The organism is Microbispora sp. H10836, assembly GCF_012999525.1.
Classification (GTDB): Bacteria; Actinomycetota; Actinomycetes; order Streptosporangiales; family Streptosporangiaceae; genus Microbispora.
On sequence record NZ_JABBWU010000019.1, the window covers coordinates 161,561 to 180,010 of the forward strand.

Genomic DNA, 18,450 nt, shown 5'->3' on the forward strand with positions numbered 1-18,450 from the left:
CCGGCCCGGCGTACGCCGAGCGCGATCGGGCCGCCGGGGACGGCACGGCGACGCGTCCCCGGCGGCCGGGGACGGCACCGGAAGGCGGACTGCTACTGGGTGAGCATGTCGGCGGTGAGGTTGGCCTCGGTGTTGGCGATACCGAGGTCCTGGGCGCGCTTGTCGGCCATGGCGAGCAGGCGCCGGATGCGCCCGGCGATGGCGTCCTTGGTCAGCGGCGGGTCGGCGATCTGGCCGAGCTCCTCCAGGGACGCCTGCTTGTGTTCCACCCGCAGCCGGCCGGCGATCACGAGGTGCTCGGGAGCCTCGTCGCCGAGGATCTCCAGCGCCCGCTGCACCCTCGCCCCGGCGGCGACGGCCGCCCGGGCCGACCTGCGCAGGTTCGCGTCGTCGAAGTTGGCCAGGCGGTTGGCGGTGGCCCGCACCTCGCGGCGCATCCGCCGCTCCTCCCAGGCCAGCACGCTGTCGTGGGCGCCGAGCCGGGTCAGCAGCGCGCTGATCGCGTCGCCGTCGCGCACCACCACGCGGTCGACGCCGCGCACCTCGCGGGCCTTGGCGTGGATCTTGAGCCGCCGGGCCGAGCCGACCAGGGCGAGCGCCGCCTCGGGGCCGGGGCAGGTCACCTCCAGCGACATCGACCGGCCCGGCTCGGTCAGCGACCCGTGCGCGAGGAACGCGCCCCGCCAGGCCGCCTCGGCGTCGCAGGTGGCCCCGGAGACGACCTGCCGGGGCAGCCCCCGCACGGGACGCCCGTGGTTGTCGATCAGACCGGTCTGCCGGGCCAGCGCCTCGCCGTCCTTGTAGACGCGCACGACGTAGCGCGAGCCCTTGCGCAGCCCCGCGGGGGCCAGGACCAGCACCTCGGCCTTGTGCCCGAAGACCTCGCCGATGTCCTTGATCAGCCTGCGGGCGGTGGCGTTGGTGTCGAGCTCGGCCTCGATCACGATGCGCCCGCCCACCAGGTGCAGCCCGCTGGCGAACCGCAGCAGCGTGGACACCTCCGCCTTCCGGCAGCATGGCTTGAGCACCGGAAGGCGGCTCAGCTCGTCTTTCACCACACCCGTCATGGCCATCAGCGCGTGTCCTCCCCCAAACAGACTCTGCCCGCCAGTCTCTCGCACCTTGTGCGCACGCAATCACCGCTTCTCGCGGAAAATCTCATCCAGGACAGCGGCAAGACGTGGTCCGTCGTGGCGTGCGGATCCGTCAGAGGCGGCCACATCGGCCAAAACGACCCGGCCGCCCATCGACGCCGCCGCCTTCTCCAGCGCCCTCGGGTCGGCGACCACCTCACCGTCCGCGACCACCGCGTCGACGAGCAGCGCGGGGGCGTGCTCCCTGAGCACCTCCAGGTGCCGTTCGGGTGAGAAGCCGTCGGTCTCCCCCGCCTGCGGCGCGAGGTTGAGGATCACCAGCCGCCTGGCGCTCGTCTCGTGCAGCGCCCGGGCGAGCCCGGGCACCTTGAGATGCGGCAGCACGCTGGTGAACCAGGAGCCCGGCCCGAACACCACCCAGTCGGCCGCCTCGATCGCCTCGATCGCCTGGGGGCAGGCGGGAGGGTCGGACGGCAGCAGCGAGATGGAGCGAACCCGCCCGGGCGTCAGCGCGCAGGCGACCTGCCCGCGCACCGTCGTGATCAGCCCGTCCAGTTCGACCTCCGCCTGGATGTCGAGCGGCACGGAGGCCATGGGCAGCACGCGGCCGTGCGCACCGAGCAGCCGGCCCACCCACTCCAGGCCGACGACGGGATCCTCCAGCAGCTCCCAGAGCGCGACGATGAGCAGGTTGCCGACGGCGTGGCCGTGCAGCTCGCCCTCACTCCTGAAACGGTGCTGGACGACCTCGCTCCAGGTCTTGCCCCACTCGTCGTCGCCGCACAGGGCCGCGAGCGCCATCCGCAGGTCACCGGGCGGCAGCACCCCCAGTTCGCGCCTGAGGCGTCCGCTGGAGCCGCCGTCGTCGGCCACCGTCACCACGGCCGTCAGGTCGTCGGTGACGGTCCTGAGAGCCGACAGGGAGGCGTAGAGGCCGTGGCCGCCGCCGAGCGCGACGACCCTGGGACCGCTCGCGGCGGTCTCGAACTGCTGGGGGAACATCGGACTGCCGGGGGTGGGGGACTTCGGGGGATGTCGAGGGACGGGGGGGTCCGCGGCCTCCGCGGCGGGGTCCTTCATCGTCCTCCTCGCCGCGCCACGAGCACCGCTCTGCGGAGCCGTGGCGCTCACGTCGTGCTGATCGATCGCGCCCTTCCGGTCACCGCGGCCGGGACCGGGCGCGCTCCTCAGCGGCCGCGGTGCGGGCCCGGACCCGTTACCGGCCGGTGCCCGCCACCGTACGCCCTGAGGGGACCGCCCCCGCCGCGCGGCGGCCGGAAGCCGTCACTCGCGGCCCACGTCCCGGTGGCTGACCTGGACGTCCATGCCGCGCTCGCGCAGGCGCGCACCGAGCTGCTCGGCCATCGCGACGCTGCGGTGCTTGCCTCCGGTGCAGCCCACGGCGAGGGTGGCGTAGCCCTTGCCCTCGCGCGTGTATCCGGCGGCCACGACGCCGAGGACCTCCTCGTATCCGTCGAGGAACTCCTTGGCACCCGGCTGGCTGAGCACGTAGTCGCGCACGGCGCCGTCGATCCCGTTCATGGGCCGCAGTTCCGGCACCCAGTGGGGGTTGGGCAGGAACCGGCAGTCCACGACGAGGTCGGCGTCGACCGGCAGGCCGTACTTGTAGCCGAAGGACACCACGTTGACCTTCAGCCCGGGCCGGTCCTCGCCGCCGAAGAACGACACGATCTTCTTGCGCAGCTCGTGGACGTTCAGCAGGGACGTGTCGATGACGAGGTCGGCGTTGGCGCGGACCTCGCGCAGGATGCCGCGCTCACGGTCGATCCCGTCGACGAGCCGCCCGTCACCCTGCAGGGGGTGGGGCCGCCGGACGTTCTCGAACCTGCGGACCAGTTCCTCGTCGCTCGCCTCCAGGAACACCACCCGGACACCGACGCCGCGCCCGTCGAGTTCCTCGATCGCCGCGTTGAGGTCGGTGGTGAAGGCGAGGCTGCGCACGTCGACCACCGCCGCGACGCGGTCGGTCGCCATGTTCACCCGGCCGGCCTCCTCGGCGAGCGAGGACAGCAGCCCCGGCGGCAGGTTGTCGATCACGTACCAGCCGAGGTCCTCCAGAGACTTCGCGGCGGTGCTGCGCCCCGCCCCCGACATCCCAGTGATCACCACGAATGCCGGCTCTGTCGTGCTCATCGCCCGCTCACCGCCTTGCCACCCATGTCAGCTCGCCCAATGTCAGCCCCATCCGCGTCCGCGCCCGCGGCCGGGACGGCCGCCGGGAACCTGGCGCGTCCCCCGCGGGAGACTCTCTGGTGCCGGAGCATGACACCTCTTCACCTGATCGCGCCACCGCCATGCCGGGCAACTCCCATGGTGCCCTGCCTGCCGCCCTGGCCGCGACGTGACATGCCGCCGTGCTCGCGCGGGCACGTCACGACCCCTGCCCCGCCGGGGACGGGCTCTCACCGCGCAGCGCCGCGACGATGGCCTCGGCGGTCGCGCGGCCGATGCCGGGGACCTCGCGGATCTCCTCCGCGCTCGCCTCCCGCAGCCGCTTCACCGAGCCGAAGTGACGCAGCAGGGCCTGACGGCGTGCCGGGCCCAGGCCCGGCACCTGGTCGAGCGCGCTCTCTTTGAGCGATTTCGACCTCTTCGTCCGATGGTAGGTGATGGCGAACCTGTGCGCTTCGTCACGGACGCGCTGTAACAGGTAAAGCCCCTCGCTGCTGCGCGGCAGGATCACGGGCTGGTCGTCGCCGGGCAGCCACACCTCCTCCAGCCGCTTGGCCAGGCCGCACACGGCGACGTCGTCGATGCCGAGCTCGTCGAGGGCGCGCTGGGCGGCCGCCGCCTGCGCCGGACCGCCGTCCACCACCACGAGGTTGGGAGGGTAGGCGAACTTGCGCGGACGACCGGTCTCCGGGTCGATCGGCGTCCCGGCCCCGTGCCCGGCCTCGCGCTCGCCCGCGTCGTCCACGTCGGCGTCCAGTTCGCCCGTCTCCGCCCGCTCCTCCAGGTAGCGCTTGAACCGCCGGCAGATGACCTCGTATATCGAGGCGACGTCGCCGTCCGCGGTCCTGATGGAAAAGCGGCGGTACTCACTCTTGCGGGCCAGGCCGTCCTCGAAGACCACCATCGAGGCCACGACGTTCTCCCCCTGGATGTGCGACACGTCGTAGCACTCGATCCGCAGCGGCGCCTGGTCGAGATCGAGGGCGTCGGCGATCTCCTGCAGAGCCCGGCTGCGCGTGGTCAGGTCGCTGGCGCGGCGCAGCTTGTGCTGGGCGAGCGACTCCTTGGCGTTGCGCTCCACCGTCTCCATGAGGCTCTTCTTGTCACCGCGCTGGGGAACGCGCAGGTCGACGCGGGAGCCCCGCTGCTCGCTCAGCAGCTCGATCAGCGCGGTCTCGTCCGGCGGCCGCGCCGGCACGAGGATCTCGCGGGGGATCGTCGCCTCGCCGTACATCTGGAGCAGGAACTGCTCCACCAGCTCGCCGGGGGCGGCCTCCTCTACCTTGTCCACCACCCAGCCGCGCTGCCCGCGGATCCGGCCGCCGCGCACGTAGAAGACCTGGACGGCCGCCTCCAGCGGGTCCTCCGCGAGGGCGATCACGTCGCAGTCGGTGTCGTCGCCGAGCACGACGGTCTGCTTCTCCAGGGCCCGTTGCAGCGCCTGGATGTCGTCCCGCAGCCGCGCGGCCCGCTCGTACTCCTCCACGGCCGCCGCGTCGCGCATCTCGCGCTCCAGCCGCTTGATGAAGCGGCCGGTGTTGCCGGCCATGAAGTCGCAGAAGTCCTCGGCGAGCGCGCGGTGCTCCTCGGGGGTGACCCGGCCGACGCAGGGGGCCGAGCACTTGTCGATGTACCCCAGCAGGCAGGGACGGCCGATCTGCCCCGCCCGCTTGAAGACCCCGGCCGAGCACGTCCGCACGGGGAAGACGCGCAGCAGCAGGTCGACGGTCTCCCGGATGGCCCAGGCGTGCGAGTAGGGGCCGAAGTAGCGGGTGCCCTTCCGCTTGGCCCCGCGCATCACCTGCACCCGGGGAAAGTCCTCCCCCATCGTCACGGCCAGGTACGGGTACGACTTGTCGTCGCGGTACTTGACGTTGAACCGGGGGTCGAACTCCTTGATCCAGGAGTACTCGAGCTGGAGCGCCTCGACCTCGGTGCCGACCACCGTCCAGTCCACGGACGCCGCGGTCGTGAGCATCGTCTGCGTCCGCGGGTGCAGGCCGGCGAAGTCCGCGAAGTACGAGTTGAGCCGCTGCCGCAGGCTCTTCGCCTTGCCCACGTAGATCACCCGGCCGCCCGGGTCGCGGAAGCGATAGACGCCTGGCGACTCGGGGATCGATCCGGGCGCCGGTCGATAGGTTGCCGGATCCGCCACACCCAAAGACTACTGGGCCTCGCCGACAATCCCGGCCGACGATCTCGCCGCCCGCGCGGACCCCGGGGTGGTGAGACACGAGCCGGCCTTTACGGCGTAGATCAAGATTCTCGGCCTGCCCCGTCGATCCACGCCGAGCGCCCGGCGGGCACTAACGCGGCTGCCTGCGTGACGTTTCACCTGCCGTCCCGCGGCGGCCGCAGCGGTCCCGCACCCGGGAGAAACTCTTCGACGCGGCCCGACCGGCATCGCGCGGGGTTCGCGAGCCGGGGGTTCGCGCGCCGAAGGGTTCCACGGGCGGTGGAGCCGGAGCCGTTGGGCGACCGCCGCCTCGGCGCGGGATCCCCGCGTCCGGCAGGCGGCGGCGCGCTCTCCGGCGCCCCTAGGCGAGGGTGATGCTGTCGCCGCTCACCGTGATGCTCTTCTCCGCGAGCGGCTTGGTGGCCGGTCCGTTGGTCACGGCACCGTCCTTGGCGCTGAACTTGCTGCCGTGACACGGGCAGACGATCTCGTTGTTCGCGACGCTGGCGACCGGGCAGCCCTGGTGGGTGCAGGTCGCGCTGAACGCCTTGAACGTGCCGGCCTCCGGCTGCGTGATGACGACGTCCTGGTCCTTGAAGACCTTGCCGCCGCCCTGGGGGATGTCGGAGGTCTTCGCGATCTCGCCCCCGCCCTGTGCCGCCTGAGGCTGGCCGTCCTGGGACGTGCCCTGGTCCGCCGACGCCGTGGCGTCCCCGTCGGAGGCACCGCACGCGCTCAGCGCCACGGCCAGCCCGGCGCCCCCGGCACCGAAGATCACGGCCCGGCGTGTCGTATCCGTCATGCTCATCCTTCCCTGATGCGGCGGCCCGGGACGTCCACGGCCCCGGGTCTTCCCCTGCGCGACGCGTCACCCTGTGTGCTCTCAGGTACGGCCATCACCCCGTGGCCGGTCCAGGATGACGCGGTCGGAAGGAGAAGAGTAGGGAGAGAAGATGAGACGAATACTCATACGCCCAGAATTTTCCGGAGGAAGGCGCCGGTGTGGCTCTCCTCGACCCGGGCGATCTGCTCGGGCGTGCCGGCGGCGACGACCCTGCCGCCCCCGGATCCGCCTTCGGGCCCCATGTCGACGATCCAGTCGGCGGTCTTGATGACGTCGAGGTTGTGCTCGATGACGATCACCGTGTTGCCGGCGTCCACGAGCCGGTTGAGCACGCCGAGAAGCCGCCGGATGTCCTCGAAGTGCAGGCCGGTGGTGGGCTCGTCCAGCACGTACACCGTGCGACCGGTCGACCGCCGCTGCAGCTCGGAGGCGAGCTTCACCCGCTGCGCCTCGCCGCCCGACAGCGTGGTCGCCGGCTGGCCCAGCCGTACGTAACCGAGACCGACGTCGTGCAAGGTCTGCAGGTGACGGCGGATGGCGGGGATCGCCTCGAAGAACCCCAGCGCCTCCTCGATCGGCATGTCGAGGACCTCTGAGATCGTCTTGCCCTTGTAGTGGACCTCCAGCGTCTCCCGGTTGTACCGGGCGCCGTGGCAGACCTCACAGGGGACGTAGACGTCCGGCAGGAAGTTCATCTCGATCTTGATGGTGCCGTCGCCGGAGCAGGCCTCGCAGCGCCCGCCCTTGACGTTGAAGCTGAAGCGGCCCTGCAGGTAGCCGCGGACCTTCGCCTCGGTCGTGGCGGCGAACAGCTTGCGCACGTGGTCGAAGACGCCCGTGTACGTCGCCGGGTTGGACCTCGGCGTACGGCCGATCGGCGACTGGTCGACGTGGACGACCTTGTCCACCAGGTCGGTGCCGACAACCCGGGAGTGCCGTCCCGGCACGGTCTTCGCGCCGTTCAGCTCCTTGGCCAGCGACGCGTAGAGGATGTCGTTGACCAGCGTCGACTTGCCGGACCCCGAGACGCCGGTGACCGCGGTGAAGACGCCGAGCGGGAACTCGACGTCCACTCCCTTGAGGTTGTGCTCGCGGGCGCCCTTCACGACGAGCTGCCGCTTCCTGTCCCGCGGGCGCCGGATCTCCGGCACGGTGATCGCCTTGCGGCCCGACAGGTACGCGCCGGTCAGCGACTCCTCGCTGGCGAGCAGTTCCCGCACGGTGCCGGACACGACGACCTGGCCGCCGTGCTCGCCCGCGCCGGGGCCGATGTCGACCACCCAGTCGGCGGCGGCGATCGTGTCCTCGTCGTGCTCGACCACGATCAGCGTGTTGCCCATGTCGCGCAGCCGGATCAGCGTCTCCAGCAGCCGCTGGTTGTCCCGCTGGTGCAGGCCGATCGACGGCTCGTCCAGCACGTACAGCACGCCGACCAGGCCGGAGCCGATCTGCGTGGCCAGCCTGATCCGCTGCGCCTCGCCACCGGCGAGCGTGCCGGCGGCGCGGTCGAGCGTGAGGTAGTCGAGGCCGACGTCGAGCAGGAAGCCCAGCCGGGCGTTGATCTCCTTGACCACCCGCTCGGCGATGTGCATGTCCCGCTCCGACAGCCGCAGGCCGGACAGGAACTTCGCGCAGTCGGCGATCGACATCCCCGAGACCTCGGCGATCGAGGCGTCCCCGACGGTCACGGCCAGCGAGACCGGCTTCAGACGACGCCCCTTGCAGGCCGGGCAGGGGACCTCGCGCATGAAGCCCTCGAACCGCTCGCGGCTGGCGTCGCTCTCCGACTCGGCGTGCCGGCGCTGCACCCAGGGGATCACGCCCTCGAAGTCGGTGTAGTACGACCGCTGCCTGCCGTACCGGTTGCTGTAGCGGATGTGGACCTGCTCGTCGTGGCCGTGCAGGATCGCCTTCTGCGCCTTCTTCGGCAGCCGCTCCCACGGGGTGTCGAGGTCGAAACCGAGCCCGTTGCCCAGCGCCTCCAGCAGCCGTACGAAATAGTCGCTGGTGTGGCCGTTCGCCCACGGGCTGATGGCGCCGTCGCCGAGCGTGCGCTCGGGATCGGGGACGAGGAGATCGGGATCGACCTCCATGCGGGTGCCGAGGCCGGTGCACTCGGGGCAGGCGCCGAAGGGCGAGTTGAACGAGAACGACCGCGGCTCCAGCTCCTCGAACGACAGGTCGTCGTAGGGGCAGTAGAGGTGCTCGGAGTAGAAGCGCTCACGGTTGGGGTCGTCGTCCGGCAGGTCGACGAAGTCGAGCGTGATGGTGCCGCCGGACAGCTGCAGCGCCGTCTCCACCGAGTCGGTCAGCCTGCGCCGCGCGCTCTCCTTGACCGACAGACGGTCGACGATCACCTCGATGTCGTGCTTCTCGTACTTCTTGAGGGTGGGCGGTTCCTCCAGCCGCACGATCGTGCCGTCGACGCGGGCCCGGGCGTAGCCCTTGGTCTGCAGCTCGCGGAACAGCTCGGCGTACTCCCCCTTGCGGCCGCGGACGATCGGGGCGAGGACCTGGAACCGGGTGCCCTCCTCCAGTTCGAGCACACGGTCCACGATCTGCTGCGGCGTCTGCCGGGCGATCGGGCGCGCGCACTGCGGGCAGTGCGGCTTGCCGATGCGCGCCCACAGCAGGCGCAGGTAGTCGTAGACCTCGGTGATCGTGCCGACGGTCGAACGGGGGTTGCGGCTGGTGGACTTCTGGTCGATGGAGACGGCCGGGGACAGGCCCTCGATGAAGTCGACGTCGGGCTTGTCCATCTGACCCAGGAACTGCCGGGCGTACGCGGACAGGGACTCCACGTACCGCCGCTGTCCCTCGGCGAAGATCGTGTCGAAGGCCAGGCTGGACTTGCCGGAGCCCGACAGTCCGGTGAAGACGATCAGAGCGTCTCGCGGGAGGTCGAGCGAGACGTCCTTCAAATTGTGTTCGCGTGCGCCACGCACGATCAGGCGGTCAGCCACGGTGGTCCCGATAGGTCGATGAGGTGAATGGAGGTGCACGGGCAGGCTATCCAGAGCCACCGACAATTTCGGGGGGCATCGTGCGGCGGCCGGAGGGGGCGGCCCCGCGTGCTGTGTGGGACACGCTCCGTGAACCAGGGTATGAGCTTCGTCAAACCGATGCCTGCCATCCGCAGGAAACCCCTGCTCATACAACCGCCGCGGGCGCCGTCCTCTTCCCTGGCGGGTACGGGGACGGCAGCCGGGGGTGCCAGGGGCCATGATTCTCTCCATGTCCGTTATCGACGAGATCGAGCGGGAGCTCGCCGAGGCGACCGGGCGCCTGCTGGCGACCGCCGCCCGCCTCACCGACGAGGATCTCCGCGCGCCCTCCCTGCTGCCCGGCTGGACGAGGGGCCACGTGCTCACGCACGTCGCCCGCAACGCCGACAGCTACGTCAACCTGCTGTCCTGGGCGTGCACGGGGGTGCGCACCCCGCAGTACGCCTCGGCGCGGGCCCGCGAGGCCGACATCGAGGCGGGGGCGGCCCGCCCCGCCGCCGAGCAGCTCGCCGACCTCCGCGACAGCGCCGGGCGGTTCGCGGCGGCGGTCCGGCGGATGCCCGCCGCGGCGTGGACCGCGCTGGTCTCGGGGATGAACCCGCCCGACCACCCCGCCTGGTACGTCCCGATCCGGCGGCTCAGGGAGGTCGAGGTGCACCACGCCGACCTCGGGGCAGGCTACGGATGGGCCGACTGGCCCGAGACGTACGTGAGACGAGAGCTGCACGACACGATGCTCTGGCTCGGCAGTGAGAGCCCGGCGGGCGAGGTCGTCGCCCGCGAGCCGGGCACCGGCGAGGTCGTACGGACCTGGACGGGTCTCGGCGACGGCCCCGTCGTGGAGGGGACACCGCGCGAGCTGCTCGCGTGGCTCGCGGGCAGGACCGACGGCGCGGGCCTGCGATTCGGTGCACCACAGGTGCCTCCCCGGCTCGACGCTCCCGATGCCCGCCTCCGGCGCGACACTCCCGATGCGCACCCCCAGCGCGACGCGGCCGGGGGGCCGCCGTCCCCGCCACCCTGGCCGAAGCCGTCCCCCGCGGGCCTGCCCGCCGAACCACCGTCGTCCTGGCCACCCGCCGGGAACCAGAGCCGGGAACCCAGAGAGGAACGATCATGACCTATACCGGAAACGTCACCAAGGACGGGCCCGCCGACGTCCGCGAGGTCCCCGGGCTGACGATCTCGAAGATCGAGGTCGGCGACTTCGGCAACAACGCGTACCTGCTGCGGTGCGCGGAGACCGGCGACGGGGTGCTGATCGACGCGGCGGCCGAGCCCGACCGGCTGCTCGATCTCATCGGCGACATGCCGATCAGCGCCATCGTGACCACCCACCGGCACCCCGACCACTGGATGGCCCTGGAGGAGGTCGCGCGGGCCACCGGAGCTCAGACCGTCGCCCACCCACTCGACGCCCCCGAACTGCCGGTGAAGGTGACCAGGGAGGTCGAGCACGGCGACCGGGTGACGGTCGGCGTGGTGACGCTGGACGTCATCCACCTGCGCGGCCACACCCCCGGCTCGATCGCGCTGCTCTACCGGGACCGCCACCTGTTCACCGGCGACTCCCTGTTCCCCGGCGGCGTCGGCAACACGCAGAAGGACCCGGCCCGGTTCGAGCAGCTGTTCACCGACGTCGTGGAACGGATCTTCGACCGGCTGGCCGACGAGACCTGGGTCTACCCCGGCCACGGCAGGGACACCACCCTCGGCGCCGAGCGGCCGCACCTGCCGGAGTGGAAAGCCCGCGGCTGGTGACGGACGCCGGTACGGCCGGCGTCCCGCCCAGGGGCGCCGGCTCGTCCCGGCGCCGCGGTTCCGTCCCGAACGGGGCCGCGTGGTCTGCGTGATTCGGAGGGCTCCTGCGGGGCAGCGGCTACCGCACGGACCGTCGGAGGAGCCCCCGGATGACCCCCCTCATGACCCCCCTCGCCGGCGCGGCCGCATGGAGCGGCCACGACACCCGCCTCATCGTGGCCGCTCTGGCCGGCATCGCGGTCATCGTGCTGCTGATCACCAAGCTGCGGACCCACCCGTTCCTCGCTCTCGCGCTCGGCTCGGGCGTGCTCGGCCTGGTGGCCGGCATGGCCCCCGACAAGCTGATCGACAGCTTCTCCGCCGGTCTGGGCTCGACCGTCGCCGGAGTCGGCGTGCTCATCGCCCTCGGGGCGATGCTGGGCAAGCTCCTGGCCGACTCGGGCGGGGCCGACGAGATCGTCGACGGCATCCTGCGCCGCAGCGGCGACCGGGCGCTGCCATGGGCGGTGACGCTGATCGCGGTGCTCATCGGACTGCCGATGTTCTTCGAGATCGGGCTGGTCCTGCTGATCCCCGTCATCCTGCTGGTGGCCCGGCGGAGCGGCCGTCCGCTGCTGCTGATCGCGGTCCCCGCCCTCGCGGGCCTGTCCGTCCTGCACGGCCTCGTGCCCCCGCATCCCGGGCCGCTGGTCGCGATCGACACCCTCAAGGCGGACCTCGGGCTCACGCTCGGGCTGGGCCTGCTGGTGGCGATCCCGACCGTGATCGTGTCCGGCCCGCTGTTCGCCAGGCTCGCCGCCCGGTGGGTGCGACCGGCGCCGCCGGAGCGGCTCGAACGCGAACAGACCCCGGAGACGAAGGACGCGGAACCGGAGGACTGGGAGCGCCCCCGGCCGGGCTTCGGCGTCACGGTGGCCACGATCCTGCTGCCGGTCGTGCTGATGCTGGGCCGGGCCGTCGTGGAGATCGTCCTGCCTGAGGACCACGCGGTGCGCACCCTGTTCGAGGTCCTCGGCACTCCCCTGATCGCCCTGCTGATCGGGGTGATCGTGGCGATGTTCACGCTGGGCCGCGCCGCGGGCTTCGGCCGGGCCCGGATCTCCTCGGCGATCGCCGACTCGCTGCCGCCGATCGCCGGAATCCTGCTCATCGTCGGCGCGGGCGGCGGCTTCAAGCAGACCCTGGTCGACTCGGGCGTCGGCAAGGTCATCGGCGAGGCCGCGCAGGGCGCGAGCGTACCCGTGCTGGTGCTCGGCTGGCTGATCGCCGTCGGCATCCGGCTGGCCACCGGTTCCGCGACCGTCGCCACGATCTCCGCCGCCGGGATCGCCGCGCCGCTGGCCGCCGGTCAGTCCCCCGCCCACGTCGCCCTGCTCGTGCTCGCCATCGGCGCCGGGTCGCTGTTCTTCTCCCACGTGAACGACGCCGGGTTCTGGCTGGTCAAGGAGTACCTCGGGATGTCGGTCGGCGAGACGATCAGGAGCTGGTCGATCATGGAGACGGTCATCTCCGTGGTGTCGTTCTGCTGCGTGCTCCTGCTCGGGCTGGTGGTCTGAGACGTCCGTATAGTGAACGGCGCAAACCGTCCTTTCCCTGGAGCCGGGCACCTCATGGAGATCACTGGAATCGAACTGCGCCGGATCGCGATGCCTCTCGTCGCGCCGTTCCGGACGTCGTTCGGCACCGAGACCGCACGCGACGTCCTGCTGGTGCGGGTGGTGACGCCGGAGGCCGAGGGCTGGGGCGAGTGCGTGGCGATGTCCGAGCCGCTCTACTCCTCCGAGTACGTGGACGCGGCGGCCGACGTGCTGCGGCGTTTCCTGATCCCCGCGCTGCCCCGCGGACTGGACCCCCAGGCCGTCGGTCCCGCCCTCGCGCCGTTCAAGGGTCACCGGATGGCCAAGGCGGCGCTGGAGGCGGCGGTGCTCGACGCGTCGCTCCGGATCACCGGCGAGTCCTTCGCCCGCTACCTCGGCGCCACCCGCGACCGCGTCCCCTGCGGCGTCTCGGTCGGGATCATGGGCTCGGTGGCCGAACTGCTCGACACGGTCGGAGCGTACGTCGAGGAGGGGTACGTACGGGTCAAGCTGAAGATCGGGCCGGGGTGGGACGTGGCGCCGGTCCGCGCGGTCCGCGAGCGGTTCGGGGAGGAGCTGCTGCTCCAGGTGGACGCCAACGCGGCCTACACGCTCGCGGACGCCCGGCACCTGGCCCGGCTGGACGACTTCGACCTGCTGCTGATCGAGCAGCCGCTGGCCGACGACGACCTCGTTCAACACGCCCGGCTCGCCCGGTCGGTCCGTACCCCGATCTGCCTGGACGAGTCGATCGAGTCCGCCGCCCACGCGGCGGCGGCGATCAGCCTCGGCGCCTGCTCGGTGATCAACATCAAGCCGGGGCGGGTGGGCGGTTACCTGGAGGCCCGGCGCATCCACGACCTGTGCCGCGCCCACGGCGTCGCGGTCTGGTGCGGCGGCATGCTGGAGACCGGCATCGGCCGGGCCGCCAACGTCGCGCTGGCCGCGCTGTCCGGCTTCACGCTCCCGGGCGACACCTCCGCCTCCCGGCGCTACTTCCACACGGACGTGACCCCGCCGTTCGAGCTCGACGGCGGGCACCTCGACGTGCCGGACGGCCCTGGGCTGGGCGTGGACCCTGTTCCGGACGTCCTGGACGAGGTCACCACGGCGACGGAGTGGATCCGCCTGTAAGGAAGGATGCGACCACCAGGCGTCGCCGAGGGCAGGAAGCGACCCGTCAGGCGTCGCCGAGGGCAGGATGCGGCCGGGGCTCGCCGGTGGTGAAGACCTTGACGATGCGGTCGGCCGCGAGAGCGGGCTCCTCCGCGCTCTCCACCACGTCGCCCCAGGACCAGCGGTAGAACCAGCCGTCCGACATCGCGACGCAGTCGACGGTCTCGGTGAACAGCGCCGCGTCCGGGTCGCGGACCTTCAGCGACGGCGGGTCGGGGCGCAGGGACGCCTCCAGTCCCCGCAGCTCAAGCTCGCGGGCCAGTTTGCCGAGGAAGTACGTCCGGGTGTGCTCACGAGGCATGGCGACCAGGGCTCCATTGGACTAGGCGTTTTCTCCACAGGATTGGCCGGGCCCAAGGTGGCGGGCCCCAGCCGACCGGGGCCCTGTCCGTGCGACGACGTCAGCCCGCGTTCTCCGAGCGTCGTTCCCTGCGTTGCTGCTGTTTGAACATGAGAACCCGAAGCGGAATCGCTGAGACGATCGCGATCTGCATCGTGGCGCCCACCTTGATCAGCTGGTCGCCGCCGGCGAGACCGGCCGCCCAGATCGTCAGGCACGCCACGTTGATCAGCATCCAGGCCAGCACGACGGCCGCCAGATTACCCTTCGGCTTGGGGTATTCGATGCGGCTGACCATCAGCCAGGCCACCCCGAAGATGGCGGCGATCGTGAGGTAGTTCGGCTGGAAGAGCAGCACGATCGACACCACGGTCATGGCGCCCATCGGGATCGGCAGGCCCATGAAGTCGCCGCTCTTGGTCTTCACGCAGGCGAAGCGGGCCAGCCGTACCACGCCGGCGAGCAGGACGGACCCGGCCGCGCACAGCACCAGCCACAGCGGGAGCTTTCCGGAGAAGCCGGCCCAGATCATCACCATGAAGGCGGGCGCGAAGCCGAAGCTGATCACGTCGGCGAGGTTGTCCAGCTCGGCGCCCATCGCGGACGCGCGGAACTTCCTCGCCACCAGGCCGTCGAACAGGTCGCAGGTCGCGCCGATGAGCAGCAGCACCACGGCGGTGCCGAAGAAGCGCGGGTCGGGGGCGAACTTGCCGCTGGCCTGCAGGTCGCTGATCGCCGACCAGGCGAGCACGCAGACGGCGAGGAAGCCGCTGAGGGCGTTGCCGAGCGACAGGGAGTCGGCGGCCGACAGGCGGAAGGCCTTGCCGACGGGCCCGCGTGGCTCCTCGGTCGCCTCCTCCACCGGCCAGGAGGCTTCGGCTCCGAGGTCAGACGTGGTCAAGACGTGTCACCCCCGCGACGGTCCGGGTGCCGACGGTGACCGCCGGCCTGATGCCCTCGGGCAGGTAGACGTCCACCCGGGAGCCGAATCGGATCAGCCCGACCCGCTCGCCCTGGACGACCTTCGCACCCGCGAACAGGTACGGCACGATGCGGCGCGCGACGGCGCCGGCGATCTGGACCATCTCGATGTCCCCGAGCACGGTGTCGAAATGCCAGACGACGCGCTCGTTGTTGTCGCTGTCCTTGTTGAAGGCCGGCACGAAGCCGCCGGGCACGTGCTCGACCGAGGTGACCGTGCCGGCCGTGGGCGCCCGGTTGACGTGTACGTTCAGCGGACTCATGAAGATCGCGACCCGGGTCCGGCCGTCCGGCCAGGGGTCGATGCTCTGCACGACGCCGTCGGCGGGAGAGATGATCCTGCCCTCGCCGGGCACGCGCTCGGGATCGCGGAAGAACCAGAGCATCCCGCCGGTCAGGGCGGCGAGTGGCGCCGCGGCCAGCGCCCAACGGGGCGACCTTCGGGTGAGAACGGCGGTGACGGCCGCCGCCGCGGCGGTCGGAGCCAGCCACGGGGACACCCCGCGTGCGAGCCTGACTCGTCCCCGGGCACTTCCCGCGAGCCCGGATTCAGGGCCGCGGGGCAACGATTCGTTGGACACAGATGACCTTTGTACTCTTCTGGCGACTATGGACCGGCATGCGAGCTAACGATCGATATTACCGATCCGGCAGTCAATGTGTGGCACAACGAGAACAAGCAAACAGGGTGAGTGCCCGTTTTCGCTAGCCCTGCGGGGCTTCCGCCTGAGAGGCCTCCGCTTGCGAGGCTTCCGCCGGAGTGGTGGTCCTGTCGTCGCGGCGAGCCTTGATGAGACTGGCGACGGTGGTCACGGCCATGGTCACGCCGATGACTGCCAGCGACACCCAGATGGGGATCTGAGGAGCCCAGGAGACCTCGTTCTCGTGAAGTGCTTCGAGAATCAGCTTAACCCCGATGAAACCGAGGATGAACGCCAATCCGTAGCTGATGTAGACCAGCCGCTGCAGCAGACCGCCGAGCAGGAAGTAGAGCTGACGCAGTCCCATCAGGGCGAACGCGTTCGCGGAGAACACGATGAACGCCGCCTTCGTGAGACCGAAGATGGCCGGAATCGAATCGAGGGCGAACAGCAGATCGGTGGTGCCGATCGCGATCATCACGATCAGCATGGGCGTCACCATGCGCTTGCCGTCCACCCGCACGGTCACCCGGGAGCCGACGTAGTCCGGCGTGGTCGGGAAGACCCGCCGGGCCCAGCGCAGGAGGATGTTCTCGTTGAACTCCTCGTCATCCTTGTTGTGGTCCCGGATCAGCGTGTACGCCGTGTAGATCAGGAAGAACCCGAACGCGTACAGCAGCCAGCCGAAGCGGCTCAGCGCGGCGGCCCCGATGGCGATGAAGATCCCGCGCATGACGAGCGCGAGGACGATGCCCACGAGCAGGACCTTGTGCTGGTAGATCCGGGGCACCCCGAAGCGGGTCATGATGATGTAGAAGACGAACAGGTTGTCGACGCTGAGGCTGTATTCCGTCAGATAGCCCGCGAAGAACTCGCCACCGGTCCCTGGGCCCTCCCAAATCGTTAACCCGATGCCGAACAGCACCGCCAGGCAGACGTAGAAGCCCACCCAGATGCCGGCCTGCCGCATCGAGAACTCGCGTGGTTCACCCCGATCCACGATCCACAGGTCGACGGCGACCACAACGAGGAGACCCACGATGACCAGGGCCCACAACCACAGGGGTGCATGTACCACGATTACCTCCGGCGCGCGCTGAACACACTGCCGGAGGTCTCTCCCGCCCGTACGCGCACGGACCGACGGCCCCGGGTGCTGACACCGTGATGACGGAACCGCCGCGAAGGGATACTCCCCCCCAACCCGTCCAGTATATGGATCAGACTTAGCCTCACCTAATCCTTGCCGGAACGTCGGCGATCCTCGGCCGAACCAGCGGTGGCTCACCGGGCCGACGGTCTTCTGTCACCGGCGCGGGAGGATATTCGCACCCTCCGGCCACCCCGATCACCGCTACGACGCCAGCCCGTACGCCCTGAGCACCGCACGCAGCGCCGCGTCCTCGTCGGGCAGTTCCCGGCCCCGGCGTACGGAGGCCCGCGCCAGGCGGGCGGCCAGGGCGGGATCGCCGAGCAGGCGGCCGATCTCCCGGCTCAGCGCGCCCGGGTCCTGCGGCGGCACCAGCAGGGCCGCATCGCCCACCATCTCCGGGATGCCGCCCACCCGGGTCGCGATGATCGGCCTGCCCGCCCGCAGCGCCTCCTGGACGCTCAGCGGCTGCCCTTCCCATCTGCTGGGCACGATCACCGCCGTCGCGACCTGAAGCAGGTCGGCCGGGTCGGCCCAGCCGTACAGGACCACGGGCAGTTCCTCGGCGTCGACACGGGACTGAAGCTCCGCGCGCAACGGCCCGTCGCCCGCGATCACGAAGACCGGATCCCCCTTGTACGGCCCGGCCGCAGCGTCGAGCAGCGTCTCCAGGCCCTTCTGCTGGGCCAGCCGGGCGACCGTGAGGAGGATCGGCCGCTCCCGCGCGGCCCGTGTCGCGGCCGCCGAGCCGGACAGCCGGGCGACGATCTCGGCCCGCACCTTCTCAGCCGGGCGGGCGGGTTCCGCGAGCGGCGGCGCGGGCACCACCGCGAGGTCCACCCCGCGTGCGCCCCTCGCCCGCATGCGCTCCGCGACGTCCGGCGAGATCGCCAGAATCCGGTCCGCGCGCCGGGCGACGATCCGTTCCAGCAGCCGGTAGACCGTCCCGATCGCCCCGCCCGCCGTGACCGCGTTGTGCAGAGTGACCACGAGGCGCGGCCATCCCCGCGCCCCGGTGAGGGCGAGCGCGGCAAGCGCCCCGGACCGCAGCCCGTGGGCGTGGACGACGTCCGCGCCGCGGGCGAGCTTACGCAGGCGCAGGGCGGTCCGCAGGTCGTGCGCGGGGTGCGGCCGGTCGGCGATCTCGACCTCGGCGAAGCCCGCGCCGGTGCCGGTGAAGCCGAAGGCCTCCTCGGTGCTGCCGGGGCCCGCGACCAGCACCCGGTGCCCCCGCCCGACCAGCCCGCCGGCGAGCATCCGCACGTGCCGGCCCACACCCCCCACGCTCGACCCCAGCACGAGCACTATCCGGCTCATGCCTCCTCCTCGCCTGCGGCTCGAAGTGGCATTCGCCAGGCACCGTACTCATCTACTCGCTCGCTACGCTCGCTCACTGGTGCACCATCCTTGTGTCGGTAGTCGTGAGACTGCTGATGCACCCGAGGTGCCGCCGGGTCACCGCCCTGCTCGCTCGACCAGTTGAGGTCCAGCATGAGTTCCGCGGGATCCGGC

At 71.2% G+C, this 18,450-nt stretch carries 15 protein-coding genes; 4 read left to right on the forward strand and 11 right to left on the reverse strand.

Annotated elements, in window-relative coordinates; all coding sequences use genetic code 11:
- Positions 1–92 precede the first annotated feature (92 nt).
- The 6 genes from whiA to uvrA form a co-directional block, all read right to left on the reverse strand.
- On the reverse strand, positions 93–1,073 hold the full coding sequence (gene whiA, locus HHX30_RS30240; protein WP_169986000.1) for a DNA-binding protein WhiA: 981 nt from the start codon (positions 1,071–1,073) through the stop codon (positions 93–95).
- Between the two features lie 63 nt (positions 1,074–1,136).
- The gene (gene yvcK / locus HHX30_RS30245; RefSeq protein ID WP_169986062.1) at positions 1,137–2,096 is read right to left on the reverse strand and encodes a uridine diphosphate-N-acetylglucosamine-binding protein YvcK; all 960 of its coding nucleotides are present in this window, start codon (positions 2,094–2,096) and stop codon (positions 1,137–1,139) included.
- 282 nt (positions 2,097–2,378) lie between these two features.
- Positions 2,379–3,248: an RNase adapter RapZ gene (rapZ, locus tag HHX30_RS30250; protein WP_169986002.1), complete on the reverse strand. Its 870-nt coding sequence runs from the start codon at positions 3,246–3,248 to the stop codon at positions 2,379–2,381.
- Between the two features lie 238 nt (positions 3,249–3,486).
- Positions 3,487–5,442 carry an excinuclease ABC subunit UvrC gene (uvrC, locus tag HHX30_RS30255; protein ID WP_169986004.1) on the reverse strand — a complete coding sequence of 652 codons (1,956 nt, stop codon included), beginning with the start codon at positions 5,440–5,442 and terminating at the stop codon, positions 3,487–3,489.
- Positions 5,443–5,824: 382 nt separating this feature from the next.
- Positions 5,825–6,265, reverse strand: coding sequence for a Rieske (2Fe-2S) protein (locus tag HHX30_RS30260; RefSeq protein ID WP_169986006.1), 441 nt, complete (start codon positions 6,263–6,265; stop codon positions 5,825–5,827).
- 164 nt (positions 6,266–6,429) lie between these two features.
- The gene (uvrA, locus tag HHX30_RS30265; protein WP_169986008.1) at positions 6,430–9,270 is read right to left on the reverse strand and encodes an excinuclease ABC subunit UvrA; all 2,841 of its coding nucleotides are present in this window, start codon (positions 9,268–9,270) and stop codon (positions 6,430–6,432) included.
- 271 nt (positions 9,271–9,541) lie between these two features.
- On the opposite strand from uvrA, the gene HHX30_RS30270 reads away from it, so the two are divergent.
- From HHX30_RS30270 to menC, 4 genes are all read left to right on the forward strand, one after another.
- On the forward strand, positions 9,542–10,432 hold the full coding sequence (locus tag HHX30_RS30270; RefSeq protein WP_169986010.1) for a maleylpyruvate isomerase family mycothiol-dependent enzyme: 891 nt from the start codon (positions 9,542–9,544) through the stop codon (positions 10,430–10,432).
- Positions 10,429–11,073 carry an MBL fold metallo-hydrolase gene (locus tag HHX30_RS30275; RefSeq protein ID WP_169986012.1) on the forward strand — a complete coding sequence of 215 codons (645 nt, stop codon included), beginning with the start codon at positions 10,429–10,431 and terminating at the stop codon, positions 11,071–11,073. Before HHX30_RS30270 ends, HHX30_RS30275 begins: the two co-directional genes overlap by 4 nt.
- Positions 11,074–11,222: 149 nt before the next feature.
- A complete protein-coding gene (locus HHX30_RS30280) occupies positions 11,223–12,629 on the forward strand; it encodes a gluconate:H+ symporter (RefSeq protein ID WP_211592748.1) in 1,407 nt (468 codons plus the stop codon).
- 54 nt (positions 12,630–12,683) lie between these two features.
- On the forward strand, positions 12,684–13,784 hold the full coding sequence (gene menC, locus HHX30_RS30285; RefSeq protein ID WP_169986014.1) for an o-succinylbenzoate synthase: 1,101 nt from the start codon (positions 12,684–12,686) through the stop codon (positions 13,782–13,784).
- Between the two features lie 46 nt (positions 13,785–13,830).
- On the opposite strand, the gene HHX30_RS30290 is transcribed toward menC, so the two are convergent.
- From HHX30_RS30290 to HHX30_RS30310, 5 genes are all read right to left on the reverse strand, one after another.
- Complete coding sequence (locus HHX30_RS30290) at positions 13,831–14,127, reverse strand: hypothetical protein (RefSeq protein ID WP_030507339.1); 297 nt, start codon at positions 14,125–14,127, stop codon at positions 13,831–13,833.
- A gap of 100 nt (positions 14,128–14,227) precedes the next feature.
- Positions 14,228–15,067, reverse strand: coding sequence for a CDP-diacylglycerol--serine O-phosphatidyltransferase (gene pssA / locus HHX30_RS30295; RefSeq protein ID WP_169986016.1), 840 nt, complete (start codon positions 15,065–15,067; stop codon positions 14,228–14,230).
- Positions 15,054–15,713, reverse strand: a complete 660-nt coding sequence (locus HHX30_RS30300) for a phosphatidylserine decarboxylase (protein WP_169986066.1) — start codon at positions 15,711–15,713, stop codon at positions 15,054–15,056. The genes pssA and HHX30_RS30300 overlap by 14 nt, the downstream gene beginning before the upstream one ends.
- A 139-nt stretch (positions 15,714–15,852) precedes the next feature.
- Positions 15,853–16,866, reverse strand: coding sequence for a TerC family protein (locus tag HHX30_RS30305; RefSeq protein ID WP_169986018.1), 1,014 nt, complete (start codon positions 16,864–16,866; stop codon positions 15,853–15,855).
- A gap of 276 nt (positions 16,867–17,142) precedes the next feature.
- Positions 17,143–18,255 carry a glycosyltransferase family 4 protein gene (locus HHX30_RS30310; RefSeq protein WP_169986020.1) on the reverse strand — a complete coding sequence of 371 codons (1,113 nt, stop codon included), beginning with the start codon at positions 18,253–18,255 and terminating at the stop codon, positions 17,143–17,145.
- Positions 18,256–18,450 lie beyond the last annotated feature (195 nt).